Annotated in this window: 13 protein-coding genes; 5 read left to right on the forward strand and 8 right to left on the reverse strand. The window is 72.8% G+C overall.

Annotated elements, in window-relative coordinates; genetic code table 11:
• Positions 1-4: 4 nt before the first annotated feature.
• The gene (locus tag ACFO60_RS30410) at positions 5-1,051 is read right to left on the reverse strand and encodes a sulfotransferase family protein (RefSeq protein WP_380847036.1); all 1,047 of its coding nucleotides are present in this window, start codon (positions 1,049-1,051) and stop codon (positions 5-7) included.
• 3 nt (positions 1,052-1,054) lie between these two features.
• Positions 1,055-2,401 (reverse strand): CDP-alcohol phosphatidyltransferase family protein, encoded by a 1,347-nt coding sequence (locus tag ACFO60_RS30415; RefSeq protein ID WP_380847039.1) that lies wholly within the window; start codon positions 2,399-2,401, stop codon positions 1,055-1,057.
• A gap of 260 nt (positions 2,402-2,661) precedes the next feature.
• On the opposite strand from ACFO60_RS30415, the gene ACFO60_RS30420 reads away from it, so the two are divergent.
• Together ACFO60_RS30420 and ACFO60_RS30425 are read left to right on the forward strand one after the other, a co-directional pair.
• A complete protein-coding gene (locus ACFO60_RS30420) occupies positions 2,662-3,477 on the forward strand; it encodes a polysaccharide deacetylase family protein (RefSeq protein WP_380847042.1) in 816 nt (271 codons plus the stop codon).
• A gap of 102 nt (positions 3,478-3,579) precedes the next feature.
• A complete protein-coding gene (locus ACFO60_RS30425) occupies positions 3,580-3,810 on the forward strand; it encodes a DUF397 domain-containing protein (protein ID WP_380847045.1) in 231 nt (76 codons plus the stop codon).
• A 3-nt stretch (positions 3,811-3,813) separates the two neighbouring features.
• On the opposite strand, the gene ACFO60_RS30430 is transcribed toward ACFO60_RS30425, so the two are convergent.
• From ACFO60_RS30430 to guaA, 4 genes are all read right to left on the reverse strand, one after another.
• On the reverse strand, positions 3,814-4,335 hold the full coding sequence (locus tag ACFO60_RS30430; protein ID WP_380847048.1) for a GDYXXLXY domain-containing protein: 522 nt from the start codon (positions 4,333-4,335) through the stop codon (positions 3,814-3,816).
• Positions 4,332-5,651, reverse strand: a complete 1,320-nt coding sequence (locus tag ACFO60_RS30435; protein WP_380847051.1) for a DUF2157 domain-containing protein — start codon at positions 5,649-5,651, stop codon at positions 4,332-4,334. The genes ACFO60_RS30430 and ACFO60_RS30435 overlap by 4 nt, the downstream gene beginning before the upstream one ends.
• 29 nt (positions 5,652-5,680) lie before the next feature.
• Entirely contained in the window at positions 5,681-6,931 is a 1,251-nt protein-coding gene (locus ACFO60_RS30440; RefSeq protein WP_380847054.1) for an acyltransferase family protein, read from the reverse strand.
• Between the two features lie 105 nt (positions 6,932-7,036).
• Positions 7,037-8,602: a glutamine-hydrolyzing GMP synthase gene (gene guaA / locus ACFO60_RS30445; RefSeq protein ID WP_380847057.1), complete on the reverse strand. Its 1,566-nt coding sequence runs from the start codon at positions 8,600-8,602 to the stop codon at positions 7,037-7,039.
• A 95-nt stretch (positions 8,603-8,697) separates the two neighbouring features.
• Here guaA and ACFO60_RS30450 point away from each other — a divergent pair, with 95 nt between their 5' ends.
• On the forward strand, positions 8,698-10,959 hold the full coding sequence (locus tag ACFO60_RS30450; protein WP_380847060.1) for a beta-propeller domain-containing protein: 2,262 nt from the start codon (positions 8,698-8,700) through the stop codon (positions 10,957-10,959).
• Between the two features lie 37 nt (positions 10,960-10,996).
• Here the strand turns inward: ACFO60_RS30450 and ACFO60_RS30455 are convergent, their stop codons facing one another.
• A complete protein-coding gene (locus ACFO60_RS30455) occupies positions 10,997-12,733 on the reverse strand; it encodes a glycerol-3-phosphate dehydrogenase/oxidase (protein ID WP_380847241.1) in 1,737 nt (578 codons plus the stop codon).
• A gap of 698 nt (positions 12,734-13,431) precedes the next feature.
• Here ACFO60_RS30455 and ACFO60_RS30460 point away from each other — a divergent pair.
• Entirely contained in the window at positions 13,432-14,568 is a 1,137-nt protein-coding gene (locus ACFO60_RS30460; protein WP_380847063.1) for an SIS domain-containing protein, read from the forward strand.
• Positions 14,565-15,701 (forward strand): N-acetylglucosamine-6-phosphate deacetylase, encoded by a 1,137-nt coding sequence (gene nagA, locus ACFO60_RS30465; protein ID WP_380847066.1) that lies wholly within the window; start codon positions 14,565-14,567, stop codon positions 15,699-15,701. Before ACFO60_RS30460 ends, nagA begins: the two co-directional genes overlap by 4 nt.
• Before the next feature lie 208 nt (positions 15,702-15,909).
• Here nagA and ACFO60_RS30470 read toward each other — a convergent pair whose 3' ends face one another.
• Entirely contained in the window at positions 15,910-17,028 is a 1,119-nt protein-coding gene (locus tag ACFO60_RS30470; RefSeq protein WP_380847069.1) for a GuaB3 family IMP dehydrogenase-related protein, read from the reverse strand.
• Positions 17,029-17,057: the final 29 nt, after the last annotated feature.

Consider the following 17,057-nt stretch of genomic DNA (forward strand, 5'->3'; position numbering starts at 1 on the left):
TCTGTCAGCGGTCGATGAGGGTATGCGCCGAGAGGCGGGGTGCGGGGACGGTCACCGACGACAGCTGCCCCGAGGTGAGCATGGCCGCCACCGGGCCCGGTTCGCGGCGCCGGTTCACCTGGTCGCGGGCGAGCTTGTCGCACCGGGACAGCCACCGCCTGGTGACCGTCTTGCGGTAGGCGAGCAGCTGCGCCGCCGACGGGCGCGGGCCGCCCGCCGGCTCGTACCCCCGGTCGCGCAGGCGGCCGCCGAGCACCCGCTCGCACAGCGCGAGCTCCCACGGCTCCAGCCGGGTGGCCCAGCTGCCCACCCTGGCCTGGGTGACCTCCCGGTGGGTGTTGCTGTGCCACACCTTGTGGGCGGGCACCGCCGTCGTCGCCATGCGCCGGGGCTCGCACATCGCCGGGTCGAAGTCCTCGCCGAGGAAACGGCACAGCTTGACCAGCTCCTCCTGCGGGCCGGCGGTCAGGTCCTCGTACCGCAGCTCGTAGTAGGACCCGGCGGGCAGCCGCTCGGCGCACCGGCGCCCGAGGTCGACCGCCTCGGCCCAGGTGGCGATCGCGTGGAAGACGTCGAGGTTGTACCACGGCATCTCCTTGAGCGAGGCGACGCAGTCGCGCCCGTCCCTGACCAGGTGGACGAACTGGGCGTCGGGGAAGAGCCGCAGCAGCACGTCCACGTGCTTGATGTAGCACGGCCGCTTCTCGCCCCAGCGCGGCTTGCCGAACCGCTCGGCGTACGCGCGGAACGCCTCGCCGATCACCGAGCCCAGCGACCCGGGGCCCTCGACGGCCCTGCGGACGTAGGCCGCGCGGTCCAGGCCCAGCTCGCCGAACCTGGTGCTCTTGTCGGTGGCGATCCATTTGGCCAGCGCGCGGCGGTTCTCCGCGTCGCGCATGTCCCCGTGCAGGCGCCGGTGGAAGTAGGCCGGCAGCAGGAAACGGGTCTCCGGCGGCACCGCGATGCGCTCGTGCGAGTGCAGCATGAGCTGCAGCATCGTGGTGCCGGAGCGCGGGCAGCCGATGACGAAGATCGGACGGTCGGATCGCATGATCTACACCCCCGTGAAGAACGGATCGGTCCGTACGTGCCGTTCGTCGTCCGGGCCGGGAGCCGTGTGCGCGGACCCCGCCGCGAGCGCCCGGGTGGACTGCCACATGCGGTAGACCAGGAAGATCTCGTTGAGGACGAGCAGGCCGCCGGCGCCGGCGGTGACCGGCAGCAGCGCCCAGGGCCCGAGCACCGGGCCGAGGACGAACACGGCCGCGTGGAACTCGATGCCGCTCATCAGGTGCGTGCGCACGCGGTGGCGGGCGAGGAAGCCGCCGAGGCGCCGGCGCAGATCGGCCGGCGGCTCGTCGGCCTCCGGCGGCTGCGGCATCTGGTGGTAGAGCCCCGCATGCGAGTGGACCGCCGCCCGGGCGTCCGGCGTCCCCTGGCCGGACGCGCCGCCGGGGCCGTGCGAGCCTGCCCGGTCATACGGTGACGCCCGGTCATACGGTGACACCCGGTCGAACGGGGAGGTCTGCCCGTACGGGGACGCCTGGTCGAACGGCGCCGCGCGGTCGTAGCGGTACGCCTGGCCGTACTCGCTGGACGGGGAGGCCTGCCGGGGGATGACCGGCCCGGCGTAGGGCTCGGTGGGGTGGTCGCCGGACCCGGACGGCTCATCCTCGAGCGCCTGTGGCGGGTACGGCCCGGGCGGCGCGTCCTCGAACCGGTACGACGGGTCGGTGAGCTGGTCGTACGGCTCGTAGATCTCGCAGGTGCCGCAGGCGTCGCGGCAGCACGGGTCGTGCGGCTCACCGGCGCGGGCGCCGGCGGCGTAGAGCCTGTCGTATTCGGGGTCCTGCGCCAGCGACTCCACGGCCATGGCGTCGCGGACGGCGTCGAGCTCCTCGCGGCGGGCGGCGCGCCTGCGCGCCTTCACCGTCTGGCGCACCCGTTTCATCTGCGGGGCGTTGACGTAGCGGAACAGGTCCAAGATGGCGATGCCCGCGCCGAGCAGCACGTACGCGAGCCGGCCGGTCGCGGCGTACTGGCCGTAGGCGAGGCCCGCGGCACAGCAGACCACCCGGATGCGGTCGCCGACATAGTCGAGCCAGAGTCCGAACGGGGTCCCGGTGCCCTTGAGCCGCGCGATCTTGCCGTCGACGCAGTCGACCATGAAGCTCACGTAGAACAGCGCCGCGCCGAGCACCAGCTGGTTCGCGGCGAAGCAGGCCGCGGAGACCATGCCGAGGACCAGCGAGAAGCGCGTCAGTGCGTTCGGGGTGATCTCGGTGCGATTCGCTACGAACAGTGCCACCCGGCAGGCCACCGGGTCGACCATGAACACCGTCCACCATGAGTCTCTGCGTTTGCGCGTCGCGAGGACGTCATCGAGCGAATAGGACCTCATGACTGCCAGCATGGCCACGTGAAGTCACCTGAAACTCACCGCCTGTAACTAACATGAGATCTCTAGATGGTTTCTTGACCGGCACCGGCGACTGCTCCTGAGGCCTTGACCCCGCCTCGCACGAGGCCGTGCCGCGCCTCGCCGGGAGCGTTCCCGGCGCTCCACCCCTGGTGCCGGACCCATGCCGATATAGAGCGACTTATCCGGTTAGTAGTACGGCTGGGATATGGTGACGCGCGCACAGCCAAGGAGGACATTCGATGCGGAGTTGGACACCGATCGTGGTCGCGACCACCCTGGCACTGGCGGCGGGACCCGCCGCCATGGCCGCCACCGGCGACGCGACCACCGGCACGAAAGCCACCGGCACGAAGGCCACCGGCACGGCCGCCCATGCCACGGTCGCCGGCTCGACGGCCACGGGCGCCGCCGCGTCCTTCGCCGCGGGCGCCAAGGTGAACTGCGCCAAGGTCAAGTGCATCGCGCTGACCTTCGACGACGGCCCCGGCCGCTACACCTCCAAGCTGCTGGACGTGCTCAGGCGGCATCACACGAAGGTGACCTTCTTCCTGGTCGGCGGCCAGGTCGTCAAGTACCCGTCGGTCGCGCGCAAGATGGCCCGCGCGGGCCACGAGATCGGCGACCACACCTACGACCACCCGCACCTGCCGTCCCTGCCCGACGACGACATCAGGGACGAGCTGACCCGCACCCAGGACGTCATCGAGAAGGCCACCGGCAGGTCGCCCGACCTCATGCGCCCGCCGTACGGCGACACCGACGAGCGGGTGGGCGGCATCGCGGCCGAGCTGGGGCTGTCGCAGATCCTGTGGAACGGCAGCAGCCGCGACTGGGAGCTGCGCGACACCGCCGCCATCACCAAGAAGGTCCTCGGCCTCGCGAAACGCGACCGCGTCGTCCTCATGCACGACGTCTGGCCAGAGACGGTGAAGGCCATGCCGAAGATCCTGACGACGCTGGAGAAGAAGGGCTACCACGTCGTCCCGGTCACGGCTCTGCTCCGCGGCAGGTCGCTCACCGCCGGCGAGCTCTACCCCATGGGCGGCTGGAAGTGACATGCCGCCCACCGGGTGGCTCCGATGCCCGGTCCTGCGGCCCGGACGGCTGCTAACGTTGCCCGCGTGACCCAACCCTCGGTGACGAAGGCAGGTCGGACGATGAGCGACGGGCATGAGAAGGCCGAGCTGTACGCGATGGACATCTCGGACGCCACCTGGCTCAGCGCCCCCGGAAGCACGTCCGACGACCGCATCGAGATCGCGTACCTCTCCGGTGGCGCGGTCGCGCTGCGCAACCCCGCCGACCCCAACGGCACGGTGCTGCGGTTCACGCCGGCCGAGTGGGACGCCTTCGTCCTCGGCGTCCGCGACGGCGAGTTCGACGACTAGCGGCTAACGGGCCACCACGTCGACGAGCGCGGCGTTACCCGCGCCGTCGATCTTCAGTACGGCCGCCGCGCGGTCGCCCCTGAGCTCCGACTCGACGCTGCGCGCCTTGTCCTCGGGCAGGAACAGGCTGTCGACGCCGCACTTCAGATCGCCGTAGCCGCTCGTGCGGCAGGCCAGATACGGCTGGGTGGCCGGGCGCAGCCGCTCGACGCCGGCGCCCTTCCACAGGGCGCCGTCACGGACGAGCGGCACGTACACCTGTCCCGCCGCCTGGCCCTCGGCCGATGGCAGCCCGGGGTAGGTCAGCATCACGTACGCGCCTCTGAACGGGTCGACCGGGTCCACCGGGCCCGCGGCCAGGCGGTACTCCGCGCCGGCGACCCTGGCCGACAGCTGCGGTCGCAGCACCGCGGCCAGCAGCGCGGCCTGGAGCAGCAGCGCGGCGGCCACCAGGATCAAGGCTCGGCGGGAACCACGCGTGGGCCGGGTGCTCATCCGCTCTTCCGGTGACGGTGAGGTGCTCATCGGGTCGCCTCCATCAGACGGCGGCGCCCGTACTCGACCAGTATGCCGGTGACGATGAAGATCACGCCGAGCGCCAGGAACAGGGCGGCGCCCGACAGCAGAGGCTGGAACACCGCGAAGCTCTGCGCCGTGACGAACACCACCAGGGCGACCGTCGCGAGCACCACGAGGTGCGCGGCGTCGCGCCGCGCCGCGACGACGGCGGACCAGCTCGCCACGAGGATGTACACCAGCGTGCCCGCCACGGCCCGGGCCGTCTGCTCCGCGGTGAATCCGCTGAGCCGCGTGTCCATGCCGCCGGGGGCCCAGGCGACCAGGCACAGCGCGGCGACGACCACGACCGGAACGGCGAGGACCTCGCGGCGGCCCTCCGGGTCACCGAAGGCGAGCGCGGCGCCGACGGCCACGGCGGCGGCCACGAATGCCGCCCAGAAGGCAACGGAGCCGTACATCTGCTGTCGGCTCACTCCGGGGAAGGCCGCGACGAACAGCCCGGTCAGGATCAGCACATACCCGGTGAGCCGCCACACTCCTGCGAACCGCGCCGACCACGGCCCGGCGCCGGCCCACCGAGACCCGCCACCGGCGGCGCCCCCACCCGTGGCACCCTCACCGGCGGCGCCCTCACCGGTGGCGCCTTCACCGGCGGCACCGCCGTCCGCGGCGCCTTCACGGGCGGATCGCTCACCGGACGCCGGCCCTGCCGGCCGGCGCTCGTGCAGGACGGCGAGGGAGATCGCCGCCGCGCCCGCCGCCACCAGGGACGCCGCGATGCCGCCCGCCGCGTCCGTCTGCTCGCCGACCCACCAGCCGTACCAGACCGACCCGATGGCCACGGCCGCGACCAGCGGCCCGGCGGCGCGGGTCGCGTACGCGTACGCCAGCGCGCCGCCCGCCCAGACGCCCAGCAGGCTGGAGCTGTAGGCGGGGACCTGCAGGCTCTGCGCCGCCTGGAAGATCACTCCCCCGGCGGCCGACACCGCGACCAGCCTGGCCGCCGACCTGGCCGCGGGCCCGGCGAGCACCTCGCCGAGGACGGCGGCGGCGATCCAGACCAGCGTGATGCCGGCGAACCGCGTCAGCGGCGACAGCCGGTCCAGGTTGGCCGCCACGATCCAGATGAGCCCGACGCCGAGGAAACCGCCGCCGAGCGACAGGACGACGCGTTCGAGGCTCAGCCGCCTGCCGGCCACGTAGCGGCCGGAGACGCGCTGCGCCGTCGCCGTGTCGATGACGCCCTCCGCCTGCCATCGGGCCAGCTCGCCGTGCAGCCACGCCAGCCGCCTGGCCGGGACGCGAACCCGCGTCGGTTCCATGCCGCGTTCCTCCTTAGCCCCATGTTCGCTCATCCCCCGGAACCGAGCGCCTCGCGCGGGCGCGGGGCCGCCCACGCCTTGGCCAGCCGCCGTCCGGCGCCCTGCATGGGACGTTCGACGAACCGGTAGGTCAGCCGGCTCAGCGCGAGCACGGCGGCGAGGAAGGCGACGGCCAGCAGCGCCTGGACGCCGGGAGGCCGCTCTCTGGGGTCGCCGAACAGGGCGAGGAACAGCTTCAGCAGCGGATGGTGCAGCAGATACACCGAGTAGCTGATCACCCCCAGCCAGACGAGCACGCGTGGCACGGTGCGGCGCCGAAGGGCCATGCCGCCCGCGAAGGTCGCGGCGACCAGCGCCAGCGTGGTGATCCAGACTCTCGGGTACGCCCATGCCCCTGACGGGAAGGCGAAGAACGGGACGACCGCCAGCACGAGCGCCACCGCGGCGACCGCGCGCGGGCCGGTGATCGCGCGAGAGCCGGCCGACCGCCCGCGCTCCCAGCGGTGGATCACCGTGCCGGTGAACATCACCGCGAGGATCGCCGGGCCGAGCCACGGCGTGCGGCTGCCGAGCAGCACCAGCGTCACGGCGAGGCCGCCGAGGACGAGGGCGCCGGCCCGCCGCACCCGGCCGGGCGCCGCGGTGACGCACGCCAGCCCGGCCACGAAGACGCCGAGCGCGACGAGGGCCGCCGGGCCGCGGGCGAGGACGGGAGCCGCCAGCAGCAGGCCGGCGACGAGCGCGGCGAGCGCGAACGCCACGGCCCACACGCCGCTCTGGCGGTGCAGGCCCGTCACGAACAGCGCGGTCACCAGCAGGTAGAAGACCATCTCGTACGAGAGCGTCCACATCGTGTCGGCGACGCCGGCCGAGCCGACCACGTCCATGAGCATGGTGGCGTGCGCGGCCGCCGTGGCCGCGTCGGGCACGACCGGCCCGCGCAGCGGCACGAGAGGAAGCGACACCAGCACCAGCCCGACGACCAGGAGGTACAGCGGGTAGAGCCGGAAGAACCTGCCGACCCAGAACGCCCGCACATCACCCTTGTGCTCCAGCGAGGCGGGAATGATGTAGCCGCTCACCAGGAAGAACACCAGCACGCCGTACATGCCGAGGTTGAACCAGCCCGGACGCAGCCCCGGCAGGAAGCGGTAGAACATGTGCTCCAGCAGCACGGCCGTGGCTCCGACGCCTCTGATCGCGTCCAGCCACGCCAGCCGCGGACCGGGGAGACCCGGACCGGAGGGGGACGGCGCGGTGCGCGGCTGGGCCGTAAGCATTTGCCAGAATTTACTCGGTCAGCGGCCTTCTAAACCCCTGACCCCGTCATCCATTCCGCTTTGCCCCGATATATCGCTTATGCGGCGGTCATTCCCGGGAAAGCCTCACTCCCACTCGATGGTGCCCGGGGGCTTGCTGGTGACGTCGAGGACGACGCGGTTGATCTCGCGCACCTCGTTGGTGATGCGGGTGGAGATGCGGGCCAGCACGTCGTACGGGACGCGAGACCAGTCGGCCGTCATGGCGTCCTCGCTGGTCACCGGCCTCAGCACGACCGGGTGCCCGTACGTGCGCCCGTCACCCTGGACACCGACCGAGCGCACGTCGGCGAGCAGTACCACCGGGCACTGCCAGATCTCGCGGTCGAGGCCCGCCCGGGACAGCTCTTCGCGGGCGATCGCGTCGGCCTCGCGCAGGATCGCCAGCCGGTCGAACGTCACCTCGCCGACGATGCGGATGCCGAGGCCGGGGCCCGGGAAGGGCTGGCGCCACACCATCGCCGGCGGCAGCCCGAGCTCTTCGCCCGCGCGGCGCACCTCGTCCTTGAACAGCGTGCGCAGCGGCTCCACCAGGGTGAACCGCAGATCGTCCGGCAGCCCCCCCACGTTGTGGTGGGACTTGATGTTGGCCGTGCCCGTGCCGCCGCCCGACTCGACCACGTCGGGGTAGAGCGTGCCCTGGACGAGGAAGTCGACCGGCCCGTCGGCCAGGATGGCCCGCTGCTCGTCCTCGAAGACCCGGATGAACTCACGGCCGATGATCTTGCGCTTCTCTTCGGGGTCGGACACCCCGGACAGGGCCTTCAGGAACCGCTCGGAGGCGTCCACCACCCGCAGCTTCACCCCGGTGGCGGCCACGAAGTCGCGCTCGACCTGCTCGGCCTCCCCCTTGCGCAGCAGCCCGTGGTCGACGAACACGCAGGTCAGGCGGTCGCCGATGGCTCGCTGGACGATCGCGGCGGCCACCGCGGAGTCGACCCCGCCCGACAGCCCGCAGATCGCCCGCCCTTCGGGGCCGACCTGCGCGCGGACGGCCTCGACGGCGTCCTCGACGATGTTGAGCATGGTCCAGGACGGCCGGCAGCCCGCCGCGTCGAGGAAGTGCTTCATCACGGCCTGGCCGTGCTCGGAGTGCAGCACCTCGGGGTGGAACTGGACGCCGTACAGGCCCCGCGCGGGGTCCTCCATGGCCGCGACCGGGGTGTCGGGCGTCCACGCCGTGACCTCGAAGCCCTCGGGGGCCGCGGCGACGCTGTCGCCGTGCGACATCCACACCGACTGGACGGCGGGGAGACCGGCGAACAGCACGCCCTCGCTGCCCACGGTCAGCGGCGTGCCGCCGTACTCGGCGACGCCGGTCTGCGCCACCTCGCCGCCGAGGACGCGGGCCATCTCCTGGAAGCCGTAGCAGATGCCGAACGTCGGCACGCCGGTCTCGAACAACCCCTCGGGCGCGGCGGGGGCGTCCTCGGCGTACACCGACGCAGGGCCGCCGGACAGGATGATCGCCTTCGGATTCTTCGCGAGCATCTCGCTCACCGGCATCGTCGAAGGCACGATCTCTGAGTACACATGGCACTCGCGGACCCGGCGCGCGATCAGCTGCGCGTACTGCGCGCCGAAGTCGACGACAAGGACCGTGTCGAACTCAGACACCGGAAAGACCCCCAAGGAAAGACGCCGCGGTGCACACAGTCTATCGGCGCCCGTCGCTGCCCAGACGTCCCGATCCTGAACCGCACCTGGTCCGGATGCGTCGTAGGGGCATGAGGACTTCGATCGGCACGGCTGCCGCCGTCGCGGTCGCCACCGGGCTCCTGATGGCGGCGTGCACGGACGGCGGGAGCGTTACGGCCCCCCAGGGCGGGCCGGCGGTGACGCTGGGCGACATCCGCCTCGTCGCCTACTCGGGCTGCGACGACATGCTCGCCTCCCTGCGCGAGGCGACCGCGAAGAACGTCGGCCCCTGGGGCATCGGCCCCGGCCAGATCTTCACCGCCACCGGCAGGTCATCCGACGCGCGGGCGACCGCCGACGCGAAGTCCGCCGTCCCCAGCCACTCCACGACGAACGTGCACGAGGCGGGCGTCGACGAGCCCGACCTGGTGAAGACCGACGGCGAGCGGATCATCATCTACGCGCGGGGGGTGCTCCGCGTCGTGGACGCCGCCTCCCAGAAGGTCACCGGCAGCCTGCGGCTCGTCCCCGCCGACCAGGGGTGGGCGCCGGGCGACCTGCTCGTCCACGGCGACCGCGCGCTCGTCCTGTTCTCCGGCGGCGGGATGGTGCCGTTCGGGGCCATGGACAGGCGCTCCGCCCGCGCGGACTTCACGGGCCCCGAGTACATGCTGGTCGACCTTGCGGCCATGAAGATCCTCGGGTCGATCGCCACCTCCGGGTCGCACGTGGACGCCCGGATGGTCGGCTCCACCGTGCGCGTCGTCGTCCGCTCCCAGCCGGAGATCGACTTCACCCACCAGCCCCGCCCGGACGAGACCGAGGCCGAGCGGACCGAGCGCAACCGGCAGATCGTGCGAGCGGCGCCGGTCGATGCGTGGCTGCCGGCGTACGAGGTCACCGGCCCCGACGGCCGGGCCCGCAAGCGGAAGGTCACCTGCGAGCAGGTCAGCCACCCCAGGCAGTACACCGGGACGTCGATGATGACCCTGCACACGATCGACCTCGCGGGGCCCGGTCTCGACGGCGTCGAGCCGGTCAGCGTGGCCGCCGACGGCGACACCGTGTACGGCACCGCCACCAGCCTGTACGTCACCAGCAACCCCCGCTGGTGGTCCCGGGCCATGATCGACGACACGCCCGCGCCGCCCCCGGTGGAGGTCACACCGGGCCAGAGCGGCACGACGGCGGCGCCAAGCCAGAGCGGCACGACGGCGGCGCCGGACGAGAACGGCGCGACCGTCGCGCCCAAGGACCAGCCGGGCACGCCGCCCGCGGAGAAGATCGAGCCGAGCAACGACCCGTCGATGCCCTCGCTGCTGCCCGACCCGGAGGCGACCGGGACCGTGACCGGCAGCCCGCCGCCGAGCCCGGGCAGCCCGGCGCCTCCCCTGACCGCGACGCCGGCGCCTGCGCCGACCTCGGCGACGCCGAGCGTGGACCCGACCGGCTCGCCCGGCGGGACGGCCGAGCAGGAGCCGCCCGAGCTGACCGAGGTGCACCGGTTCGACATCAGCGGGACCGGGGCGCCCGAGTACGCCGCCTCCGGCGCGGTGCCCGGGCGGCTGCTCAACCAGTACTCGCTGTCGGAGTACGAGGGGAACCTGCGCGTCGCCACCACCTCGTCCGGCGGCCTGAACAAGGCCGCGGCCGACGACTTCAGCGGGGTCTACGTCCTCGACGCCCGCACGCTGGCCAAGATCGGCGAGGTCACCGGCCTGGGCAAGGGCGAGCGCATCTATTCGGTGCGCTTCATCGGCCCCGCCGGGTACGTCGTGACCTTCCGGCAGGTGGACCCGCTGTACACCCTGGACCTGCGCGACCCCGCGCGGCCCGCGGTCACCGGCGAACTGAAGATCACCGGGTACTCGGCCTACCTGCACCCGGCCGGCGACGGACGGCTGATCGGCGTCGGGCAGGAGGCGAGCGCGCAGGGCAGGACGCTGGGCACCCAGGTCTCCCTGTTCGACGTCAGCGACCCGTCCAAGCCCGCCGGTCTCGCGCGGTTCCACCAGAAGAACTCCGGCTCGGAGGCCGAGTGGGACCCCCACGCGTTCCTGTACTGGCCCGCGACCGGGCTGGCCATGCTCCCGCTCAGCAACTGGGGCGGCCGGATCGGCGACTACAGCACCGCGGCCCTGGTGCTGAAGGTCGGGGACGACGCGATCACCAGCCGCGGCACGATCACCCACCCGAAGGAGAAGAGCCCGAAGGGCTTCGCGCCCTCCACCCCGACGATCCGGCGCTGCCTGATCATCGGCGACACCCTGTGGACCCTGTCGGACGCGGGACTCAAGGCCAGCGACGCCGGCACTCTGGCCGACCAGGCCTGGATCCCCTTCACCGGCTGACCGGCGCCACCCGCGCCGGCGGCGCCGGGGGAAGGGATCAGACGGGCTTGGTCTCCGGTTCGGAGACCGGGACGATGTCGGGGGCGCCCAGGCGGATGGCGTCGGCCTCCTGGTCGGTGTCCTGCTCCTGCGAGGCCCGCTCGGCCTCGACGCGCTTGGCGTAGTACTCCACCTCGCGCTTGACCTGGTCGGCGTCCCACCCGAGCGGCCCGGCCAGCAGTTCGGCCGCCTCCTGGGCGACGGCGGTGCCCCGGTGGAAGGTCTCGATCGAGATGCGCGTGCGGCGCGCGAGCACGTCGTTCAGGTGGCGGGCGCCCTCGTGCGTCGCCGCGTACACGATCTCGGCGCGGAGGTAGTCGTCGGCCCCCGAGAGCGGCCGGGCCAGCGACGGATCCTGCTCGATCAGGGCCAGGACCTCGTCGATCATCGAGCCGTACCGCTGCAGCAGGTGCTCGATGCGCGCCACGTGCAGCCGGGAGGAGCGCGCGAGCCGGTGGCGCGAGTTCCACAGCGCCTGATAGCCCTCGGCCCCCACGAGCGGGATCGTGTCGGTGCACGACGCCGGCACCCGCTGGTCGAGCCCGTGGACCACCGCGTCCACCGCGTCCTTGGCCATGACCCGGTACGTCGTGTACTTCCCGCCGGCGATCATCACCAGGCCGGGGACCGGATGGGTCACCACGTGCTCACGCGACAGCTTGGAGGTCTCCTCCGACTCCCCGGCGAGCAGCGGGCGCAGCCCCGCGTACACGCCCTCGACGTCGTCGCGGCTGAGCGGCACCGAGAGCACCTCGTTGACGTGGTCGAGCACATAGTCGATGTCCTCGCGGGAGGCGGCCGGATGGGCCTTGTCCAGGGACCACTGGGTGTCGGTGGTGCCCACGATCCAGTGGCGTCCCCAGGGGATCACGAACAGCACGGACTTCTCCGTGCGCAGGATGATGCCGGTCAGCGCGTGGATGCGGTCGCGCGGCACCACCAGGTGCACGCCCTTGGACGCGCGGACGTGGATCTGACCGCGCCCGCCGACCATCTCCTGGATCTCGTCGGTCCACACGCCCGTCGCGTTGACCACCTGCCGGGCGCGGATGTTCAGCTCCGCGCCGGACTCGAGGTCGCGCACCCGGACGCCGGTGACCCGCTCTCCCTCGCGCAGGAACCCGACCACCTTGGTGCGCGACGCCACATGCGCCCCGTACGAGGCGGCCGTGCGCAGCATCGTCGTGACGTACCGCGCGTCGTCCACCTGGGCGTCCCAGTATTGGACCGCGCCCGTGAGCGAGGTCTTGCGCAACGCGGGCGCGAGCCGGAGCGCCCGGCGCCGCGACAGATGGCGGTGCCCCGGCATACCCCGGTTCAGCCCGGTGGAGAACCCGAGCGTGTCGTACAGGGTCAGGCCGGCGCCGACGTAGGGCCGTTCCCAGACATGGTGGGTGAGGGGGAACAGGAACGGCACCGGACGGACCAGGTGGGGGGCGAGGCGTTGCAGGAGCAGCGCCCGCTCCTGCAACGCCTCGCGCACCAGGTCGAAGTTGAGCTGTTCCAGGTAGCGCACCCCGCCATGGATGAGCTTGGAGGAGCGCGACGAGGTGCCGGAGGCGAAGTCACGCGCCTCGGCCAGTCCGACCGTGAGCCCGCGGGTCACGGCGTCCAGCGCCACCCCTGAGCCGACCACACCGCCGCCGACCACGAACACGTCCAGCTCGTGGTCGGGGTCGGCCATGCGGGTCAGCGCCGCCGACCGCTCGGCCGGTCCCATGCGCGCCGAATGCATGCCGCCGCCGCGGATCTCCACCTGAGCACCCTCCCGCCGGATCTGCGAGTCGGCGCGCTCGGCGCCCGCGCCCGCCTTCTCGGCCGCGTCCGGCGCGGCGCTCATCTCGGCGCCGGCGTCGGAGGCTCCGGCCGTGTGCGCTGTCATCTGCGACCCCCTGGGGTGCGGCTCGTCGCGTCGTGTCCCGATTTCTACCCGTGAGTAGATACCAGCATGCGGTAGGCGTACTCCACCGGGGTCGGCGTGGGCCGTCACCGGACCGGCTCACGGCTGTCCTGCTTCACCAGCGGTCACACCCGCCCCGCGTCCCGCCCGGTAGATTTTTTCGCACAGGCCGCCCTCTCCCGCCCGGCCTCTGTGCCCGCCGCCTGAGCATCTACCCCCTTCCAGCGGACGCCACCGGCACCCGCCCCACAACCCGCTCCAAAACCCCCACCACCGGTCCCGCCCACCGGCGCCCATCCACCAACCCACTCCGGAACCGCACCACCGGCGCCAACCACCAACCCGGTCCAGACCCGCACCACCGGCCCCCGCCCACCAACCCACTCCGGAACCGCACCACCGGCGCGCCACCCACCTACCCGGTCCAGACCCGCACCACCGGCGCCGTCCGCCTCCCCGTCCGCGTATCGTCCAGACCCGCACCCCCAAGGCGCCCCGCCGTGAGGCCGATGCCGTGGGCGCCGAGGAGGGCGATGTCCGAAGTGATAAGAACGGCGGAAGAGATCGAGCATGAGGAAGCGGACCCCGTGACGACGCACACCGAGATCGAGATCGCCTCTCAGCCGGCCTGCTGGCTCCGGGGGGCCGAGATGGCCGCCACCGCCGCCCTGCCCCGGCCCGGCGAGCGCGTGGCCGTCGTCGGCTGCGGCACCTCCTGGTTCATCGCCCAGGCGTACGCCGTGCTGCGCGAGCGTGCCGGCCATGGCGAGACCGACGCCTTCGCCGCCTCCGAGGCCCCTCTCGCCCCCGGTTCCTCCGCCAGGACCCGCGCCTCCGGTTTCTCCGGCAGAACCCGCACCCCCGATCCCTCCCTCGGGATACGCACCTCCGACTCCTCCGGCGGGATACGCACCTCCGATCCCTCCGGCGGAACCCGCACCTCAGCCCCCTCGACCGGCCGTGCCGGGAACGGCCCCGCCGCAGGTCGCGCACCCGTGCACGCCACGGCCGGCCGGGCCTATGACCGTGTCCTCGCGCTGACCCGGTCCGGCACCACGACCGAGGTGCTCGACCTGCTGCGCCGCCTCGACGGCACCGCGACGACCGTCGTCACCGCCGACCCCCGCACCCCCGTGATGGCGCTTGCGGACGAGGTCGTCGTGCTCGACTTCGCCGACGAACGGTCCGTCGTCCAGACCCGCTTCGCCACCACCCAGCTCGCCCTGCTCCGCGCCCACCTCGGCGAGGACCTCACCCAGGCGGTAGCCGACGCCGAGCGCGCGATCGCCGAACCTGTCGCCGACGCCCTCGTCGCCGCCGAGCAGTTCACCTTCCTCGGCCGGGGCTGGACCTACGGGCTCGCGCAGGAAGCTGCGCTCAAGATGCGCGAGGCGTCCCGCTCTTGGACCGAGGCCTACCCGGCGATGGAGTACCGCCACGGCCCGATCAGCATCGCCGGCCCCGGCCGGGTGACCTGGATGCTCGGCCCGGCTCCGGAAGGCCTCGCCGAGGACGTGCGCGAGACGGGCGGCGCCTTCGTGAGCCGCGACACCGACCCGATGGCCGAACTGGTCCGCATCCAGCGCGTCGCGGTGGCCCGCGCCCAGGCCCTCGGACTGGACCCCGACCAGCCGCTTCACCTGAGCCGATCTGTGATCCTGTCCTCATGAGCATCACACTCGCCGACGCCCGCGTCGTGACCCCCGCAGGTGTGCACGACGGCTGGATCACCATCGAGGACGGGCGCGTCACCCATATCGGCCGCGGACACGCCCCGCACGGCGACGGCCACGGTCTGGCCGGGCGGTACGTCGTCCCCGGGTTCGTCGACATCCACACCCACGGCGGCGCCGGCGGGTCGTTCCCGTCCGGCGACCCGGACGAGGCGCGGCGCATCGCGGCCTTCCACGCCGCCCACGGCACCACGACGATCATGGCGAGCCTGGTGACCGCCTCGCTCGCCGACATCGCGCGCGCCACGGCCGCCCTGGCCGATCTGTGCGACGACGGGCTGCTCGCGGGCATCCACTTCGAGGGGCCCTACATCGCCCGGTCGCGCTGCGGCGCGCACGACCCCGCGCTGCTGCGGGAGCCGTCGCCCGGCGAGCTCGCCGACCTGCTCAAGGCCGGGCGGGGGCACGTCCGCATGCTCACCATCGCGCCCGAGCTGCCCGGCGGGCTCGACACCATCCGCGCGGCGGCCTCGGACGGCGTGATCGCCGCTCTCGGGCACAGTGACGCCACCTACGACCAGGCGATCGCCGGCATCGAGGCCGGCTGCACCGTCGCCACCCACCTGTTCAACGCCCTGCCGTCACTGCACCACCGCGAGCCGGGCCCGGTCGCCGCGCTGCTGGAGGACGAGCGGGTCACGGTCGAGCTGATCAACGACGGCCTGCACGTCCACCCGGCGATGCTGCGGCTGGCCGCCCGGGCGGCGGGCACCGGCCGCGCGGTTCTGATCACCGACGCGATGGCGGCCGCCGGCATGGGCGACGGCGCCTACCGGCTCGGCTCGATGGAGGTCGAGGTCTCCGGCGGCGCCGCCCGGCTGGTCGAGGGCGGCTCCATCGCCGGCAGCACGCTGACCATGGACGTCGCCTTCCGCCGCACGGTGCGGGAGGCCGGGCTGCCGGTGGCCGACGCCGCCGTGATGGCCTCGCTCACGCCGGCCCGCGTGCTCGGGATCGACGACCGCGTCGGCTCCATCGCCGTCGGCAAGGACGCCGACCTCGTCGTGCTCGACGACGACCTCACCGTCCACCGCGTCATGAAGCGCGGCGCCTGGGTCACCTCCCCCTGACCCTCCCCCTCCGCGCCCAGAAGGCACGAGCGGGAGACGCCACGGCCGGGGGCCGAGACCAGGAGCCGAAACCGGGGGCCGGGGGCTGCCGGCGACACGGCTTCACCCGGTCAGACGCCGGGTCAGGGTCGGCTTGGCGGCCCGATCCTCCACCGGGCCCCCTGCCGTCCGAGACGGCAGGGCGAAGACGCCCGAGGACGGTTCGGGCTCAGGAGACGTGGGGAGCGACCACGACCTCCACGCGCTGGAACTCTTTGAGGTCGGAGTAGCCGGCGGTGGCCATGGTGCGGCGGAGGGCGCCCATCAGGTTCATCGAGCCGTCGGCGACGGTGGAGGGGCCGTGCAGGATCTGCTCCAGGGTGCCGATGGTGCCGACCTCGACCCGGGCGCCGCGCGGCAGCTCGCCGTGGTGGGCCTCAGAGCCCCAGTGGTGACCGCGTCCCGGAGCCTCGGCGGCCCTGGCCAGCGGCGAGCCGACCATGACGGCGTCGGAGCCGCAGGCGATGGCCTTGGCGATGTCGCCGGAGCTGGTCATGCCGCCGTCGGCGATGACGTGGACGTAGCGGCCGCCGGACTCGTCGAGGTAGTCGCGGCGTGCCGCCGCGACGTCGCCGATCGCGGTCGCCATCGGCACCGCCACGCCGAGCACGGTGTGGGTGGTGTGGCCTGAGCCGCCGCCGAACCCGACCAGCACGCCCGCGGCGCCGGTGCGCATCAGGTGGAGGGCGGCGGTGTAGGTGGCGCAGCCGCCGACGATGACCGGAACGTCCAGCTCGTAGATGAACTGCTTGAGGTTGAGCGGCTCGGCCCGGCCCGAGACGTGCTCGGCCGAGACCGTGGTGCCGCGGATGACGAAGATGTCGGCGCCGGCGTCGATCACCGCCTTGTAGTGCTGGGCGGTGCGCTGAGGGGACAGCCGCGCCGCGGTGGTGACGCCCGCGGACCTGATCTCTTCGATGCGGCGGCCGATCAGCTCGTCGCTGATCGGCGCGTTGTAGATCTCTTGGAGGCGCTTGGTCGCGGCCTCGCCGCGCAGCTCGGCGACCTCCGACAGCAGCGGCGCCGGGTCTTCGTACCGGGTCCACAGGCCTTCGAGGTCGAGGACGGCGAGCCCGCCGAGGCGCCCGATCTCGATGGCCGTCTTGGGCGAGACGACGCTGTCCATGGGGCTCACCACGACGGGCAGGTCGAAGCGGTAGGCGTCGATCTGCCAGGCGATGGAGACCTCCTCGGGATCGCGCGTGCGCCGTGAGGGCACGATGCCGATCTCGTCAAGCGCGTAACCGCGGCGACCGCTCTTGCCACGCCCGATCTCTACCTGACTCATGCTCTTGTCGTTCCCGTCCCTCGGTGAAG

It is taken from the genome of Sphaerisporangium dianthi (assembly GCF_042654065.1).
Classification (GTDB): Bacteria; Actinomycetota; Actinomycetes; order Streptosporangiales; family Streptosporangiaceae; genus Sphaerisporangium; species Sphaerisporangium dianthi.